15 protein-coding genes are annotated in these 16382 nt (G+C 67.1%); 2 read left to right on the top strand and 13 right to left on the bottom strand.

Annotated elements, in window-relative coordinates; all coding sequences use genetic code 11:
- Nucleotides 1–21: 21 nt before the first annotated feature.
- The 13 genes from OG884_RS08700 to OG884_RS08640 all read right to left on the bottom strand — a co-directional run bounded on the left by OG884_RS08700 (nt 22) and on the right by OG884_RS08640 (nt 14930).
- Complete coding sequence (locus OG884_RS08700; protein ID WP_326643907.1) at nt 22–1095, bottom strand: ABC transporter permease; 1074 nt, start codon at nt 1093–1095, stop codon at nt 22–24.
- Between the two features lie 15 nt (nt 1096–1110).
- Nucleotides 1111–2214, bottom strand: coding sequence for an ABC transporter permease (locus tag OG884_RS08695; RefSeq protein ID WP_326643906.1), 1104 nt, complete (start codon nt 2212–2214; stop codon nt 1111–1113).
- Nucleotides 2211–3770, bottom strand: a complete 1560-nt coding sequence (locus OG884_RS08690; protein WP_326643904.1) for an ABC transporter ATP-binding protein — start codon at nt 3768–3770, stop codon at nt 2211–2213. The genes OG884_RS08695 and OG884_RS08690 overlap by 4 nt, the downstream gene beginning before the upstream one ends.
- 3 nt (nt 3771–3773) lie before the next feature.
- Complete coding sequence (locus OG884_RS08685) at nt 3774–4775, bottom strand: BMP family ABC transporter substrate-binding protein (protein WP_326643903.1); 1002 nt, start codon at nt 4773–4775, stop codon at nt 3774–3776.
- Between the two features lie 65 nt (nt 4776–4840).
- Nucleotides 4841–6262 carry an amidohydrolase family protein gene (locus tag OG884_RS08680; protein ID WP_326643901.1) on the bottom strand — a complete coding sequence of 474 codons (1422 nt, stop codon included), beginning with the start codon at nt 6260–6262 and terminating at the stop codon, nt 4841–4843.
- Between the two features lie 353 nt (nt 6263–6615).
- Nucleotides 6616–7302: a GntR family transcriptional regulator gene (locus OG884_RS08675; RefSeq protein WP_326643899.1), complete on the bottom strand. Its 687-nt coding sequence runs from the start codon at nt 7300–7302 to the stop codon at nt 6616–6618.
- 119 nt (nt 7303–7421) lie between these two features.
- Nucleotides 7422–8393 carry a hypothetical protein gene (locus OG884_RS08670; RefSeq protein WP_326643897.1) on the bottom strand — a complete coding sequence of 324 codons (972 nt, stop codon included), beginning with the start codon at nt 8391–8393 and terminating at the stop codon, nt 7422–7424.
- 6 nt (nt 8394–8399) lie between these two features.
- A complete protein-coding gene (locus tag OG884_RS08665) occupies nt 8400–9392 on the bottom strand; it encodes an LLM class flavin-dependent oxidoreductase (protein ID WP_326643895.1) in 993 nt (330 codons plus the stop codon).
- 1 nt (nt 9393) lies between these two features.
- Entirely contained in the window at nt 9394–10533 is a 1140-nt protein-coding gene (locus tag OG884_RS08660; RefSeq protein ID WP_326643893.1) for a M20/M25/M40 family metallo-hydrolase, read from the bottom strand.
- The gene (locus OG884_RS08655) at nt 10530–11699 is read right to left on the bottom strand and encodes a CaiB/BaiF CoA transferase family protein (protein WP_326643892.1); all 1170 of its coding nucleotides are present in this window, start codon (nt 11697–11699) and stop codon (nt 10530–10532) included. The genes OG884_RS08660 and OG884_RS08655 overlap by 4 nt, the downstream gene beginning before the upstream one ends.
- Nucleotides 11700–11713: 14 nt before the next feature.
- Nucleotides 11714–13306 (bottom strand): acyl-CoA mutase large subunit family protein, encoded by a 1593-nt coding sequence (locus OG884_RS08650; protein WP_326643890.1) that lies wholly within the window; start codon nt 13304–13306, stop codon nt 11714–11716.
- Nucleotides 13303–13725, bottom strand: coding sequence for a cobalamin B12-binding domain-containing protein (locus tag OG884_RS08645; protein ID WP_326643888.1), 423 nt, complete (start codon nt 13723–13725; stop codon nt 13303–13305). Before OG884_RS08645 ends, OG884_RS08650 begins: the two co-directional genes overlap by 4 nt.
- Complete coding sequence (locus tag OG884_RS08640) at nt 13722–14930, bottom strand: M20 family metallopeptidase (protein ID WP_326643886.1); 1209 nt, start codon at nt 14928–14930, stop codon at nt 13722–13724. Before OG884_RS08640 ends, OG884_RS08645 begins: the two co-directional genes overlap by 4 nt.
- Nucleotides 14931–15782: 852 nt before the next feature.
- On the opposite strand from OG884_RS08640, the gene OG884_RS08635 reads away from it, so the two are divergent.
- Nucleotides 15783–16004, top strand: a complete 222-nt coding sequence (locus OG884_RS08635; protein WP_326643884.1) for a hypothetical protein — start codon at nt 15783–15785, stop codon at nt 16002–16004.
- A gap of 17 nt (nt 16005–16021) precedes the next feature.
- Complete coding sequence (locus OG884_RS08630; RefSeq protein WP_326643882.1) at nt 16022–16321, top strand: hypothetical protein; 300 nt, start codon at nt 16022–16024, stop codon at nt 16319–16321.
- The last annotated feature ends 61 nt before the right edge of the window (nt 16322–16382 follow it).

The following is a 16382-nucleotide window of genomic DNA, read 5'->3' as shown; positions in this document are numbered from 1 at the left end:
CTCCAAGGTGGCGAACGCGGGCTACAGGTTCTTCCGGTCGAAGGGTTCGGCGAGCGCGGAGGGGACCCGGGCCCGTCCCACCAGTCCGCCGAGCGCCGCCAGGCTGAGGATGTAGGGAAGAGCGAGCCACAGCTGCGCCGGCAGCGACAGGGCGAGGTCGAACACCAGCGGCGCCGCGATCACCGGCACGGCGCCCGCCAGGACCCATCCGGATTTGGTGACGCCGTTGCGGCGCACGTGGCGGACCAGGAACACGACCGCTACCGCGACTGCGGCCAGCCAGACCACCGACGGGATCGTCTCGGCTCCCTGCAGCCGCAGTTGCAGCGCGTCGGCCCCACCGAAGAGCAGGCACGCGAGGATCATCCCGCGGGGATGCCACTTGCCGAACACGACGGCGGCCAGCGCGAGGAAGCCGCGACCGCTGGTCATCCCTTCGATGAACAACCCGACCTGCACCACCGACAGGAATGCGCCGCCCAGGCCGGAGAGGCCTCCGGCGAGGAGCACGGCGCTCCAGCGGACCCGGTTGACGTTGATACCAGCGGTCTCGACCGCTTCGGGAAGCTCGCCGGAACCACGAACGGCCAGGCCCCACTTGCGGCGGTACAGCACCCAGGCGATGAGCGGAACGATCCCGTAGCACAGGTACACCACGGGTGACTGGTCGAAGAAGACGCGCCCGATGACAGGAAGGTCGGCGAGAACAGGGACCGGGACCTTGTCCATCCGGGCGACGGTGACCTGTCCGGCGTCGAGGTACATCTGACGGTTGAGGAAGATCGTGACGCCTGCCGCCAGCAGGTTGATCCCGACCCCGACGACGATCTGGTCGGCGCGCAGCGTGACCGACAGCAGCGCCATCACCATCGCCAGGCTGGTTCCGGCGACGATGCCCACGAGCAGGCCGAACCAGCTCGAATTGGTCTGCTCGACGATCAGGAACCCGAAGAAGGCGCCGAAGAGCATCATGCCTTCGAGCCCGACGTTCATGACACCGCTACGTTGTGAGACCAGCTCCCCGCTGGCGGCCAGCAGGATCGGCACGGCGAGGAGCAGAGTCGTCGTCAGCCATGCCATGTCAAGGGGTGACATCGTCCGGCCTCCTGATCAGTTCGTCTCTGAGGTCAGTGCTGCCACCGGCTGCGATCCGGGCGAGGTCTTGGCCGACACCCGCCGGACCCGCCGTTTCTCGAACAGGTAACCGGCGCCGGCGACCAGGATGATGACCAGACCTTGTGTCACCAGGACGAGTCCGGACGGAACACCGACGCGTGCCTCCAACAGGCCGCCGCCCTGCTTGAGGGAGGCGAACAGGAACGCGGCGGGGATGCAGGCCAGCGGCGAGTTCCTCGCGAGCAGCGCGACCACGATGCCTTCGAACCCGTAGTTGGCGGAGAAGTTGTCGGCCATGTTGGCCTGCGGGCTGGCACCGATCAGCGACGCTCCCGCCAGCCCTGCGAGGCCACCTGACGCGACGAGCGCCAGGGCGGAGATCCGTACGGTCTTGATACCGGAATAGGCGGCGAAGTCGGGGTTGGCGCCGGTGGCGCGCAACCGGAACCCCGCCGTGGTGTTGCGCAGGAGCAGGGACAACCCCACCGCTGCCACCGGTACCAGGAAGAAGTCCAGGTGCAGCACCGTCCCGGGTATCAGCGTCGGCCATCGCGCGGCCTGCTCGATCGGCGCGGTCTGCCCGAGTGTCTGGGTCGGCTCCTCCAGCGGACCGGAGACCAGCCAGCTGACGCATTGGATCATGACGAAGTTGAGCAACAGGGTGGAGATGATCTCGTTGACGTCGCGCTTGGCCCACAACCACGCTGCGACCCCGGCCCACAGGCATCCGCCCAGGATGCCGCCCAGGATCATCAATGGCAGGTGGACGACGGCCGGGATACCACTGATCAGCAGCCCGATGGTCGCCGCGACGACGCCGCCCGCGAGGATCTGCCCTTCCAGCCCGACGTTGATCCGGCGGGCCGAGAACGCGAGCACCCATCCGAGCGCCGCCAGGGTCAGTGGCACCGACTTGGCCAGCATCGCACCCATCCGGCCGGTGCTCCCGAGCGCACCGTCGTAAAGCGCCTGCGCGGCCTCGCCGGGCGAGCTGCCGGCTGCCGCCACGATCGCCAGCGACGCCAGGAGCGCCAGCACCACCGCGCCGACGGAGACCGCCCACGCGATGAGCAGTCCACGCAATCGATCCGACATCATGCCATCGCTTCCGCTGCACCGGACATCAGGTGGCCGATCGTCTCCGAGGTCGCCTCGTCACCGACGAGGACACCGACGATCCGGCCACGCACCATGACCACGACCCGATCTGACAGGGTCAAAATCTCATCGAGCTCGGACGAGACGAGCAGCGTCGCGCCCCCTTGTTCCCGGTGCCGGTTGACGCACCGATACACGAACTCCATCGCGCCGATGTCGAGTCCGCGAGTCGGTTGTGCCGCGATGAGGAACTTCGGGGATCGTTCCAACTCCCGCGCCACGACCGCCTTCTGCTGGTTGCCGCCCGACAGTTGCCGCATCCGTACGTCGAGGCCCGGCACACGGATGTCGTAGTCGCTGATCAGCTTGCGGCAATGGTCCCGGATGGCACGACGCCGCAGGATCCCCGACCGTACGAACCGGTCATCGCCGAGGCTCTTCACCATGAGGTTGTCGACCATCGAGAGCGACAACGCGACCGCGTCACGATGCCGGTCCTCGGGGATCACCGCAGTGCCGGCGGCCGCGACGAGACTCGGGTCCAGCCGCTCGATCTCGACGTCGCCGATCTGCACACGGCCCCGGCTCGGCTGCCGGGCGCCGGCGAGGATGTCGACCAATTCGGACTGACCGTTCCCCTCGACACCGGCGACCCCCACCACCTCTCCCGCCCTGACCTGCAGGTTGATGTCGTCTAGGCGCACCCGGCCATCGGCGTCGCGAAGATGCACCCCCTGCACGTCGAGCATGACCGGGCCGGGTTCGACCTCGGCTCGGGGGACGCGCAGCAGAACCTCCCGGCCCACCATCATCCGCACGAGGTCCTTCACCGTCGCCTCGGCCGTGGTCACGGCCCCGACCACCTTTCCGCCTCGCAGAACGGTGCAGCGGTCGGCGACCTCGAACACCTCGCCGAGCTTGTGCGTGATGATGATGACGGACTTGCCCTGCCGGGCCAAGTCACGCAGCACCGTCGCTAGATGCTGCCACTCGCCTCGGGTGAGTACCGCGGTCGGCTCGTCGAGGATCAGCAGCTCGGCGTCTCGATAGAGAAGCTTGACGATCTCCACGCGCTGCCGTTCCCCGACCGACAGCTCGCTGATGCGAGCGTCGGGATCGACCTCCAGCCGGTGCTGCTCGGCGAGCCGGGTGAACCGATCCCTGACGCCTGCCAGATCCGATCCGGCGGCCAGGTGTCCTGGTGCCGTCAGGGCGATGTTCTCGGTCACGGTCATGTCCGCCACCAACATGAAGTGCTGGTGGACCATGCCGATGCCGAGCTGTTGCGCATCGCGGGGCCGCCGGATCGTGACCTGCCGGCCGTTGACGTGGATCGAGCCCTCGTCCGCCTGCACGACCCCGTCGAGGATCTTCATCAGCGTGCTCTTGCCAGCTCCGTTCTCGCCGAGAAGGGCGTGAATCTCACCGCGCAGCACTTCGAAGGTGACGTCCTCGTTCGCGACGACTCCCGGGTAACGCTTCGAGATGCCCAGCATCTTGAGGAACGCTTCGGAGGTGATTTGCCCCTTGTCGGGTGCTTCGGGCTGGCGCATCATCGATCAACCGCCCTCGGGCATCTTGATCTCACCGGCGTTGATCTTGGCCGTGACCGCGTCCGCCTCGGCCTGCAGATCCGCGGAGTTCGGGCACATGGTCAGCTTCTGAATCTTCGGGTCCTCCAGCGCGTACTTCTTGGTGCCCGTGGGCAGCCTTCCACTGGTGTAGTCCTGCAGGATCGTCGTCACCAGCTGCTGGTTGTTCTGGTAGTCGTAGCCGATGAGGGCATCGGACTCCTTGCAGCGGTTGGTGGTGGGATTGAACACCTTGACGTCCTTGCCCGATTCCTCGATCGCCTGCAGCACACCCGGCAGACCGGCGTCGACGAACGCGTAGATCACGTCGACCCCGTCGGTGATCTGGGCGGCGGCGGCCTGTTTGGCCTTGGTGGCGTCGCTGAAACTCCCGACGGTGATCGCCGAATACTTGATGCCCGGGGTGGTGGCGTGAGCGCCGGCCTTGAAGTCGATGTCCGACTGGCTGGTCGGCGGGATCTGCGCCCCGCCGATGAACCCGACCTTTCCGGTCTTGGTGACCTTGGCGGCGAGCACGCCCGCGACGTAGGCGGGAACGCCCTGCAGCATCATGTAGGCGTGGAGGTTGCCGATGCCCTCCGTGACGACACCTGACATCACGAAGGTCGTGTCGGGGTGCGTGGCCGCGATGGCGTTCGCGCCGGCGACCAGCGCGCTTCCGCCGCCGATGATGAGGTCGTTGTCGGCGGCCAGGTTGGTCAGCGCGTCCGTGATCTGCTGAGGGGCGACCAGGTTGTCGACGACCGACACCTTGAGGTTCATCGCCTCAGCGTTCTTGGTGACGCCTTCCAGATACGTCTGGTAGAAGGCGTTATCGTTGCGGGGCCCAGCCAGAGCGACTCCGACTCGGATGGTCTTTTCCTTATCCGAGCCCTCGGGGGCATCGGTTGCCCCAGCCCCGCAGGCGCTCGTGAGCAGCAGCGATCCCGCCACCGCCACCGCGGCGGTCAATCGTGAAGGAATTATCATGATGAAGCTCCATTGGGGGAAGAAGCCGAAGAGCATCGGCAATGGCGCTGAGTGAGAGCGGATCATCAGTAGATAGGCCAAGTGCCGCGAGGCTCGATCCCGATCTCCTTGAGCACGCGGCGGTCGATCTTCTCGACCTCCTCGCGGAGAGCGCCTTCGTCGACCCTGGTGAGCTTCTTGTTGTCCAGCAGGATGTCCCCACTGACCAGAACGGTGTGGACGGAGTGCCCGGTCGCCCCGTACACGAGGTTCGCGACGGGGTTGTGCAGCGGCCGCCAGTCGAAGTCGTCGGCCTCGTAGACGACGATGTCGGCCTGCTTGCCGACCTCGATGCCGCCGACGATGTCGTCCCACCCCAGCACGCGCGACCCGCCCAGGGTGCCCATCTCCAGCGCCTGCTCGGCGCTGACGGCGTTCGGGTCCTGCCGAGCGTCCCGCGGCAGCAGGGCGGCGAGCGAGATCGCCCGAGTGATGTCCTGGTGGTTCGAGCAGTTCTCGGCATCCGTGCCCAGGCAGATCGGGACGCCGGCGGCGAGCAACTCGGGCCACTTGCCGAACTGGGTCGTGCCCTTGGCGAGCTTCAACGCGGTACTCGGGTTCTGGGAGATCCGGGCACCGGAATCGGCGATGAGGGGGACCTCCCACTCCGCCACGCTTGTGACGTGGTTCATGAGGACCCGCTCGTTGAGCGCACCGATCTTGTGCATGTGCTCGATCGGCCGGTGACCGAACGCCTTCAGTTCCAGCGCCACCTCGCGCTCGCTGGTGGACTTGTGGATCACCATCAGTGACTCGGCTTCCAGCGCCAGTCTCGCCGCGCCCACGGTCAGCTCATCGGAGCAGGTGCCGACGCCCTCGATCGTCACGGCATCCCGGATACGCGGGTTGTTGAAAGAGCGGACGGTCTCCACACCCCACTCGAGCCGCTTGATAGCCTCCTTGGCATCGAACTTCAACCAGTCAGGAAGATCGCTAGGACCGGCGGAGCCGTTCTGGTCCCACGTCCAGGGACCGATCCGGCACCGCATGCCTGACGTCGCCACCGCCGTCATGACGGCCTCGATGTGGTTGCACCCTGGCTCTTCGAAGCTTGTGGTTCCGAAGCGCACCATCTCCGCGGTCGCGTGCAGTGCGTAGACGTGCATGTCCTCGGCGGTCAGCCGTGAGAAGGATGGGTAGATGAAGCGCCGCAGTGCGTCGAGGGTGGTCCCCCCTTCAGGCATCGCCCCCTTGGCGCAACACAGCAGGTGACGGTGACCGTTCGACAGGCCGGGGATCGTCACCTTGTTCCGGCCGTCGATGACGCGCTTCGCGTGGTAGCGGCCGGCGAGGTCCTCTCGTCGCCCGACATCGACGATCACGCCATCCTTGATGGCGACGAACCCCTGCTGGAAGATCCGGCGCTCCGGGTCGAGGCTGAGAACCCAGCCACCGTCGATGACAATGTCGACTTCCACCGTCGAGGAGATGGTTTGCTCTTCTGACATCTATAAGCCCTTCCCAAGCAGCAACGGCCTGCCAGGTATCTGGAGCCCCACGGAAGATCAGATCTGAGATCTGATATCGCATTGGCGCAAACCTATCGATGGCCGGAGCAGATCGTCAACAGTTTGAGAGACGGAATCCCCGGCGCGACATTCGAAAGCCGCAGGTCCGAGACCCTCAGGGCACGGGGATCAGGCAAGGCGGGACCTGGACGGCGACCATTGCCCCGAGGGTGGGACGTCACCTCAGGGGGTGCGAACAGCCAGGTGCCTGAGCCGGAGATTCCGGCGAACATGATGGTCGGGGGCGAGGGTCATCGCCCCCTTCGCCCCCGTCGGCAAGGAGCGGGCGAGTGTCAGGCGGGGCCGGAGTCGCTGAAGTTCTCCAGCTGGTCGGCCATCACCGAGACGACATGCGACCGCATCAGCTTCTCGGCGCCCTCGGCGTCGCCCTGGGCGATAGCCGAGCAGATACCGGCGTGCTCTTCGATCGACTGCTCAAGGCGCCCAGGGATGCCGACGGTGAGCCGCCCGATGCGCCGCTGGTGGCCTTCGAGGTTTTCTATCAGATCGTTGATCCACTTGTTGTTCGACTGACTGTAGATGAGCCGGTCGAACTCCTCGAACAGCCGGACGACCTCGGCAACATCGTCGGCGGCGAGCGCGTCGCGGCCCGCCTGCACGTTGCGCTCGAGGTCGGCGCGCAACCGGCCGGTCGGCTCGGCCGCGGCCGTGGCCGCGCAGGCGCCCTCGATCAGCTCGCGCACCTCATAGACCTCACGGAGGTCCTCGCGGCTGTAACCGGCGACGACCGCGCCCTTGTACGGAATCAGCCGCACCAGCCGGTCCTTGTGCAGCCGGACGAAGGCCTCCCGGATCGGCGTCTTGCTGACCCCCAGACGCGTGGCGATGTCGACCTCACGTAGCGCGGCGCCCACCTCGAAGTCGCCGTCCACGATGCCTTGGCGGAGATACTGGTAGACGCGGTCCTTGAGCTGCAGATGCGGCAACCCGTCCTGACCGAGGCGTTCCGCCGATTCCATTCAGGCCCCTAGATGAATTGTCGTTCCGGGAGATAGGCGTCTGTACGGCGTCTTGACAACTCCCAAGACAGCATAGTTTCGCGCGTAAGATGTGATGTGCCAAACCAGAAACGTCAAGTTCAGGTAAGCTCCCCGTTGATCAGGATCGGGCGACTGTCGAGCTCCAACGTCGCCTCCCGCATGACACAGTCGAGATGGGCCGAAGCGTCGACGGTCCCCCCGTAGGCGATCGAGTTGCCCAGCGCTATGTGGGCGCTGCCCAGGGTCGACTCGGTCTCCATCGCGATGCCGCATACCCGGCCATTGGGGTTCAACCCCATGGAAACCTCGGCGAGGTTGCTCATCCGCTCATCCTGGCAGCGGTCCATCATCTCCGTCAGGCGGATTCCTTCATCACCTTCGACCGCCACGAGGTGTCCGTCGGTGAAGTGCAACGCGACCGGCCGGGTCACCGGCCCCTGCCCCATGAACAGGAAGTCGGCGTCGATGACCACGACCCCGTTCGAGCTGTGCTCGACCGGGGCGGTCCCCGACTCGACATCGGGCGGCGCCATGTAAGCACCCCTGTCGCGGGCGACCCCGAACAGGGCCCGGCCCGGACGCCCTTCAACCGATCCGGACAGGTCGGTGCCCGCCGGGGTCGTCAACCGGTAGCTGGACGCCGATCCCCACGCTCGCGCGAGCCGCTCGGTCAAGGTTCGCAACCGGTCGAAGTCGACGTCGAACGGCCCACCGAGCCGGAAGGTGTCGGCGACGACGCCCGGCATGGCCAGGTAGCGCACGCCCTTCGCGGTCGCCCTCTGGCGCGCCCGGCTGGACCCGATGAACGTCGAGGTCAGCTCGATCGCGGCGGCGGCGCCGGCCAGCAGGCCCGCGACCGCCGCCGGCGGCTCACTTCCCGGCACCACGTATCGCGGCATCTTCGCTACGACCGGGACACAGTGCCTCTCCTCCAGGCCCGAGACCAGCGCCGCGACGACGTCCGCGTCGGTGCCCTCGTCAACGAGGAGGACCACCTCCTCCAGCGGCCGGGCACCCAGGCACTGGTCGAGGACGGTGGACAGGGTCCGGTCCGGAACGGGGTTTGCCACGACCGTTCAGCTTCCGGTGACGCTGTCGAAGCATTCCTTGAAGTACCGGACCGTCTTCATCCGGTCATCGCCGAGCGGGAACACGCTGACGCACTCCACGTCGAGTTCGAGCATGTTCTTGATGTGCTCCCGGGCACGGTCCTTGCCACCGGCCAGCGACATCCGATGCACGAACTCGTCAGGAAGCAGTTTCGCGGCCTGCTCGGCCTCCTGGAACTCCCCACCGCTGTACATCTCGCGGACCTGCCGGACGAGCTCGTTCGACAGACCCGCCATCTCGCAGTACACCGGAGCGGTCTGCGGAAACCAGGCGGCGATGGTCCGGCCGGCGGCCAGCGCCTTGTCCTCGTCGTCGTCGATCGCGCCGTACGCGAAGACGGTGATGTCCGGACGGGCGGACCGGCCCGCCTTCTCCGCGCCCCGTTCGATGTGGTCGATCGCCCACCGCAGCCCTTCCGGGTGCAGGCCGGCGAGTAGGATGACGCCGTCGGCGACACGACCGGCGAGCTCGAGGGTCTTCGGACCGCTCGCCGACATGTAGACCGGGATGTCGGAGCGCCCCGGCTCGCGCATGTGGGCATCATCGAGGACGAAGCCCGGCGCTCGCATCGTCACGTTCTCACCGGTCCACAGCCGCCGGATCGCGTCGATGCCCGCCTCGAGCTGCTTGAGCGGCGCCGGCTTCGAACCGAGCGCGAGCAGCGGACGATCTCCGGCGCCGATGCCGAGGACCGCGCGCCCACCGGAGACCTCGTCGACCGTGGTGATGGCGGTGGCGGTGACCGCGGGGTGGCGGGTGATGGGGTTGGTCACCGCGGTCCCGAGCCGTATCCGGTCGGTCCGCGACGCGGCCAGGGTGAGGTACACATAGACGTTCCGTGCGTGCAGCGACGAGTCGGTGAGCCAGAGTTCGTCGAACCCGTTGCCCTCGATCTCCTCGACCATGGACTCGAATTCCGTTGGGGCGTCAACGGGTTGCAGTGCCACTCCGCTAAGCATTTCAAACTCCCGAGGAGATGTACGTGTAGATGGTGGTGACCAGAGCCCGCAGGCCGAGCGTGACCGGTTGGATCTCGATCCACTCGGTCTCCGTGTGAGTGCCGTCCCCGTAGGTGATGCCGAGGGTCACCGCCGGGATGCCGAGCTTGTAGGCGGCGTTCGCGTCGGTGCTGGCTGCCGTGTAGCGGGGCTCGATGCCCAACGCCCGCAGCGACGCCGCGGCGGCCTCGACGAGTGGATGGTCTGCGTCCATCCGTCCCGCCGGGCGGTCGCCGATCTCCTCGATCTCGACGTTCACCCGCGGGGGGACATTCTCCAGGATCGCCGTCGCGCCCTCGGTGAGCGACCGCAGGGCGAGCGGGTCCTCCGAACGCAGGTCGAGGTCGAACATGCAACGCTGGGCGCGGGCGTTGATGGACTCACCGCCGTGCAAGGTGCCGACGTTGACGGTTACCTTCGCGGTGTGCTCCACCCGGAGGTGCCCCAGGTCGCGGATCATCTCGGCCGCCACATGAACCGCGCTCGGGACATGCGGGTCCTCCCACGCGTGCCCACCGGGAGCGGTGACGGTGACGCGCTTGCGGACCGAGCCGACCCCGATCAGGTTCACCCGGCCGAGGTAGTTGCCTTCGAGGGCGATCAGGGCACCGATCGGGACGAGCGGACGGTCGAGGGCGGCGGTGACACCGCGGAGGTTGCCAAGGCCCTCCTCACCGACGGTGGCCACGATCCACACCGGCCGGTCCGTCGGTGCCGCCATCAGCCGGTCGAGGCTGGACAGGGCGGCGACCGCGACCGTGTCGTCCCCGCAGCCGGGCCCGACGAGACGTCCCGCGCCGTCATGGGTGAGCCCGTGCCGGATGTCGCGTCCGAAGACGGTGTCGAGGTGCGCGGCGATCAGCACAGCCGGGCCGCGACCTTCACACACCCTTGCCCACACGTTTCCCACCTGGTCCATCGCGACCTCGCGCAGGCCGTCAGCACGCCACCACTGGGCGACCCGCTCGGCGCGGTCGGCCTCGTCCAGCGGCGGCGCCGCGATCAGCGAGAGCTCGATGGTCCGCTCGATGACCTGGCCGGCCTCGATGTCGCTGGTGGTGGCCAGAGCCGCCCGGGCCGCTTCGTCGAACGAGTCGGTCATGAGTCGACCACCACCTCGGCTTGGCCGACGGCCTGCCCGAGATCCAGCTCGGCCAAGATCTCATCGGTGTGCTCGCCCAGCTCGGGCGCGCCACGGTCATAGGAGAGAGGACCGTCCACCTGGAACGGCGGACCGATGTAACGGTAGCCGCCGGTCCGTATGCTCTGCTCCCGGACCAGCCCCAATACGGCGACCTGGGGCGAGGATAGCACCTGTGCGAGATCCCGCACCCGGGCCGACGGGATCCTGGCCTTCCCGAGATGCGAGAGCCAGGCGTCGACGTCCTGCTCGGCCAGCACGGCCTCGATCGCGTCGACGAGATCGGTGAGGTTGCGGACCCGGTCGGCATTGGTGGTGAAGCGAGAGTCCTCGAGTAACCATCGGGTGTCGAGGGCGCCGCACAGGCGATGCCAGAGATCCTCGCTTCCCGCGCCGGCGATGACGAGGTAGCCATCACGCGCACGGAACGCGCCGTACGGAGCGAACGTCGGGGAGTGGCTGCCCATCTGCCGCGGTACCTCGCCGTCGACGAGGTACGCGGGTGCCGCGCTGGAGAAGGCGGCGACCGCGAACTCCAGCAGCGACGATGACACGTACGCCCCGTCGCCGTGACGTTCTCGTCCCATCAGGGCTGCGACCACCGCGAGCGCGCACGAAACGGCGCTGCCGATGTCGAGGATCGGCACGCCGACCTTGACCGGTTCCCCTCCGGCGACACCCGTGACGCTCATCAGGCCACCCTCGGCCTGCAGGATCAGGTCGAACCCGCCCCGGGAGGCGTCCGGGCCGACCTGGCCGTACCCGGAGATGGAGGCGTACACCAGGCGCGGATGACGCGCGCGCACCGAATCGCTGTCGAGCCCTACCCGCCTGAGGGACCCGGGCCGGCCGTTCTCGATCATCACATCAGCCGACCCGATCAGGGCCTCCATGACGCGCAGCCCCTCGTCGGACTTCAGGTCGACGTGGATGCTGCGCTTGCCGGTGTTCAGCACCTGGAACAACACGCTCTCGTCACCGACGAACGCGGTCCCCTGCACCCGGTACGGATCGCCGGCGGCCCCCACCTCGACCTTGATCACATCGGCGCCGAGCGAGGCGAGGAGCATCGAAGAGTAGGCCCCCGAGACGAACCGGGTCAGATCGACGACCCGGATGCCTTCCAACGGCCTTTGCCGCCTCACCATAGCTGCGGCTCGCGGTAGACGCCGAACCTCGCCCGCATGGTGTCCGCGATCTCCCCGAGAGTCGCGCCGGCCCGACCGCACTGCATGATGTACGGCATGGTGTTGGCGCCGTTGCCGAGTGCCTCGTCGAGGTCCTCCAGCGAGTTCCGCACCGCCGCCTCGTCACGGGCCGCGAGCCGGTCCCGCAACTTGCGCCGCTGACGGTCACCCGCGGTCTCGTCGATCTCGAACAGGGGTGGGGCGATGTCGGAGTCGTCGGTGTACTTGTTCACCCCGACCTTGATGCGTTCACCGCTGACGATCTGCCGCTCGTAGGCGTACGCGGACTCGGCCACCCATCGTTGCGGGATGCCCTGGGCGAGCAACTCGACCAGCCCTCCGCCGGCGTCCACCTCGTCGACCAGCGCCCACGCGCGCTTCTCGATTTCGTCAGTGAGGCTCTCCACGAAGTACGAACCGGCGAGCGGGTCGATCACCCTCGCGACCCCGGACTCGTGCGCGATGATCTGCTGGGTACGCAGCGCCAGCCGTACCGATTCCTCGGTCGGGATCTCCAGCGCCTCGTCGTACCCCATGACGTGGATCGACTGTGCCCCGCCGAGCACTGCCGCGAGGCACTGCAGAGTGGACCGGACCACATTGTTCAGCGGCTGCTGCGCGGTCAGGGTCGCTCCGGAACATCCGGAGAAGAACCGCAGCCGCGCCGAGTTCTCCTGCTTCGCGCCGAACCGCTCAGTGGCCAGCCTGTGCCACATGCGACGCGCCGCGCGGACCTTCGCCGCCTCCTCGAACAGGTCGAGCTGGCTGGAGAAGTGAAAGGACAACCTCGGCGCGAAGAAGTCGAAGTCGAGTCCCCGGGCGAGGAACGCCTCAGTGTAGGCGATCGCCGAGGCCATGGTCAGCCCGACCTCCTGGATCGCGTTGCATCCCGCTTCCCTGGCGTGGTACCCGGTGATCGAGATGCCGTTGAACCGCGGCAGCTCCGCCGAGGCGTACTCCACCACGTCGGCGACGAACCTGATCGACGCTTCCGGCGGGAAGATGAACGTCTTGCGGGCCAGGAACTCCTTGAGGATGTCGTTCTGCAGCGTTCCGGCGACATCACGCAGGTTCACGCCCTGCCGCTCGGCCGCGACCAGGTAGAACGCCAGGATGATCGGGGCGGTCGCGTTGATCGTGAAGTTCACCGACAGTTCGCCGATCGGCAGGCCGTCGAACACGGCCTCCATGTCCTCGACCGTGTCGATGGCCACGCCCACCCGGCCGACCTCCGAGGCCACGTCCGGCGCGGTCGAGTCGTATCCGAGTTGCGTAGGCAGGTCGAACGCCACCGACAGAGCCGTCTGTCCTTGCGAGAGCAGGTAGCGGTAGCGGGCGTTGGTGTCTTCCGCCGAGCCGTACCCGGCGTACTGGCGCATGGTCCACAGCCGCTCGCGATACATCGTCGGGTAGGGCCCCCGCGTGAACGGAGGCTTCCCCGGTAGGCCGAGCCTGTCTTCCAGCCCGTCCTCGACCATGTCCGCGAAGTAGATCGGCTCCAGGGGAATCCCTGAATCGGTGGTGACCTCGTTGGGGTCATCGTTCATGACGCACTCCGCCCTCGTTGCGCAATGTCGAAAATCCTGGCCACCACGTCCGGCAGCGGCGTGCCCACCGGGAAGACGTCACGGACACCGAGGGTCTTGAGCCTGTCGACATCGGCGGGCGGAATCGTCCCGCCGATGACGATGGCGATGTCGTCCAGGTTCGCCTCGCGGCAGGCTTCGATCAGTTGCTCGGCCACGGCGATGTGCACGCCGGAGAGAACCGACAGCCCGATGATGTCCACATCCTCGGCCAACGCGGCCCCCACGATTTGGCTCGCCGACTGCTGGAGGCCGAGGTACACGACCTCGGCTCCGGCGTCGCGCAGTGCCATCCCGACGACCTTGACGCCGCGGTCATGCCCGTCTAGGCCCGGCTTGGCCAGGACGACTCGCGGGCGGACGGTCACCGGGTCGCTCATCGGGTCTCCTGGTCCCCGAGCGCGAGGGCCGCGAAGGTGGCGTAGACCTGGGTGGCCTCGACGATGTCGTCGATCGACAGGTGCTCATCGGGGCAGTAGACGGGTTCGCCTCCGGGGCCGAAGATGATCGTCGGAACCTTCTGGCCGAAGCTCGCGGTGTCGCCGAGCCACCCGGCCGCCTGCAACGGCGGTTCGCTGCCGCGCACCGAACGCACCGAGTCGCGCATGAGCTGGACGACGCGGTCACCGGGCTGGGCGAGGTAGCCGGACTTGACGTCGGCCAACGTGACGTCGGCCTCGAACCTCGGGTCGCGGACCTTGGCCGCGCGCAGGCAACGGTCGATCTCCTCCCGCACCTGCTCCACGGTGACGCCGGGCTGCGGCCGGCAGTCGACGCGGATGACGCACTCGTCGGGGATCATCGACGGGCCACCCGGCGGTAGTCCACCGTAGACCCGGCCGGGAGCCATGTAGGTCTCCGCACCGAACAGGTCGGTCACCCAGTCCTCGAGCTGTGGCGTGAGGCGGGACTGGTCGAACTCGAGCAGGGCATGCGCGGCGAGTGTGTTGGCGTTGACCGCGAGCGGCTTGTGGCAGGTATGGGCGGACTTGCCGCGCACCGTGATGTCGAAATAGTAGCGGCCCCGGTGGCCGAGGAAGATCTCGTTGCCCGACAGCTCTCCGAGCACGCACAGGTCGGCCGGGTACTCGTTGAAGTAGGCGATCGACCCGAGCTGGTCACCCATGTGATCGGAGACGGCCGCCATCGCGACCGAGCCGCGCAGCGGGATGCCGGAGTCGCGCAGCGCCTCCATGGCGACGATCTGGCAGACCAGCGCCGCCTTCATATCCATGATGCCGTGGCCGTAGATGGCCTTGTCGATGATGTCGCCCGAGAACGGCTCGGTCTTGGTCCAGCCCTGCGAGACCGGCTTGGTGTCCATGTGACCGGTCATCACCACCCGCGGCCCCGCACCGAAGGTGACCTCCCCGACCGTGTTCGGCCGGTCCGGAAGGACGTCCTGCAGCGCGGTCTTCTCGAAGCCGGAGTCCTTCATCACATCGAACAGGAACTTCGCAAGCGGGCCCTCGTCACCGAGGATGCTCGGGATCCGGCAGACCTCCTGAACGAGCGTCGTCAGCCGTTCGTAGTTGATGGCATCGACCGCACGAGAGGCCGCGTCGTCGCTTACCTCAGTGGTCATTCTTCATCCTTCCCTCGCTGACTGCGGTCGGTCGAATGGGGCCACCCAGGCGGCAGCACGGGGCTCCCGATGTTCGGCACCGAAGCCCAGCACCAAGTGTTTAAGATCTGATATGCAATCTAGCAGGCCCGGCAGGCCATGTCACTATCATCACTCATCAGATCTGAGATCTAATATCTCCTTTGTGGTGTTTGGGTGTGCCGTGCCAAAACTCATGCACCGGCTCCAACCTGGTATTTCGCATGCTTCCGAGGCGGGTGATGTTCTGGTGCCCAGAGCTTCGTCCACTTCGTGTGACCTGCAGTGTCTGCGGTTGGCAGGGTGCGTGGAAGGAGGCGGATGATCCTACCGAGGGGACGTCACCTAGAAGAGGGAACCTCGTAGGCAGGTGGCTGGCCAGCCATCAAGTCGGTCAGGTCGTTATCGGTGAGGCTGAGGTCGAAGGCGTTGCCCGCCTGCCATGGATTCCAGCCGCGATCAAGGGCCCTACGTATGGTCGCCATCACGAGCACCGGCCGTATGGCCATCATCCGCTCCCCGAGCCATGCGTCTGGCCGAGAGCAGGGAAGCGACACCAGGAGAACGCGACCCGGCGTATCGGACAGCTCCACCGCAAAGGTCAGCGGGCCCCAGCTGTTCCCCTGGCAGACGTGGGCTTACGACGGACCCACCAGCGGTAGACGATGCCATCCACCGTGATGAGCCGTGAGCCCTTCTTGGGGATCGCCATGAGACAGCCTCCTGCTCCGTTCCGTCCTTGTTCCGTGGGAGCGCCGAAACCGACGACGCCGTGCGTTGGGGATCGCTCAACCGGCGGTACGGGCGACCCGCCGGCCCTCGGGGGTCGTCGTCGTGGTCGACACCGAGCGGCAGTTCAGCCTCAACCGCCGCATCGCCATGCGGCTGCTGCGACAGCGCATCGAGGACGGCGACGAGACCGCGGGGCGCGCCGTCACCACCGCCCGCTGGCGCGTTCACGATGAGCTCGTACGCGGCAACCCCACCCGCATCGAACGCCCGGAAATGCCGAAGCAGGACCTGGCTTCACAGGAGCAAACGCGCCGACGACCGTGACAGTCCACCCGACCATAGTGATCGGCAAGCTGCTCGGCCTGCACCCCAACACCGTCGAACGCTGGGCGATCCTGGATCGCGGTGCCCCTGGTCTCTTGCAGCGACTGCGAGCTGAACGCTACGACCGCACGTTCTTCGTCGTCGATGTGACGTTCGCCTACGATCCCGGCGACTTCCTGGACGGCGGCTGGTTTGGAGCGTTACGAACTGCTGCCGTGTCTCTGCGGACGACGACCGCGGGGGTATCCGGCTTGAGGCGTGGGACGACGTACCCGAGGAGCAGCGCGAGCCTTGGGCGGACGTCGCCTCAGGTATGACGGATCAGATCTCGATGTTCTGCGCTGCCGGGCTTCCGACCTGCGGTGATCTCGTTGTAAG

Origin of the sequence: Streptosporangium sp. NBC_01755 (genome assembly GCF_035917995.1) — a bacterium.
Lineage (GTDB): Bacteria > Actinomycetota > Actinomycetes > Streptosporangiales > Streptosporangiaceae > Streptosporangium.
The sequence above is the reverse complement of the archived record's forward strand: the minus strand, read 5'-3'. Positions and strand labels throughout refer to the sequence as shown.

Bases quoted from the DNA above. Each gene is read 5' to 3' on its own strand.
- OG884_RS08690 (WP_326643904.1), bottom strand. From the start codon at position 3,770: ATGATGCGCCAGCCCGAAGCACCCGACAAGGGGCAAATCACCTCCGAA.
- OG884_RS08675 (WP_326643899.1), bottom strand. From the start codon at position 7,302: ATGGAATCGGCGGAACGCCTCGGTCAGGACGGGTTGCCGCATCTGCAG.
- OG884_RS08685 (WP_326643903.1), bottom strand. From the start codon at position 4,775: ATGATAATTCCTTCACGATTGACCGCCGCGGTGGCGGTGGCGGGATCG.
- OG884_RS08640 (WP_326643886.1), bottom strand. From the start codon at position 14,930: ATGACCACTGAGGTAAGCGACGACGCGGCCTCTCGTGCGGTCGATGCC.
- OG884_RS08660 (WP_326643893.1), bottom strand. From the start codon at position 10,533: ATGACCGACTCGTTCGACGAAGCGGCCCGGGCGGCTCTGGCCACCACC.
- OG884_RS08665 (WP_326643895.1), bottom strand. From the start codon at position 9,392: ATGCTTAGCGGAGTGGCACTGCAACCCGTTGACGCCCCAACGGAATTC.
- OG884_RS08695 (WP_326643906.1), bottom strand. From the start codon at position 2,214: ATGATGTCGGATCGATTGCGTGGACTGCTCATCGCGTGGGCGGTCTCC.
- OG884_RS08650 (WP_326643890.1), bottom strand. From the start codon at position 13,306: ATGAACGATGACCCCAACGAGGTCACCACCGATTCAGGGATTCCCCTG.
- OG884_RS08700 (WP_326643907.1), bottom strand. From the start codon at position 1,095: ATGTCACCCCTTGACATGGCATGGCTGACGACGACTCTGCTCCTCGCC.
- OG884_RS08645 (WP_326643888.1), bottom strand. From the start codon at position 13,725: ATGAGCGACCCGGTGACCGTCCGCCCGCGAGTCGTCCTGGCCAAGCCG.
- OG884_RS08680 (WP_326643901.1), bottom strand. From the start codon at position 6,262: ATGTCAGAAGAGCAAACCATCTCCTCGACGGTGGAAGTCGACATTGTC.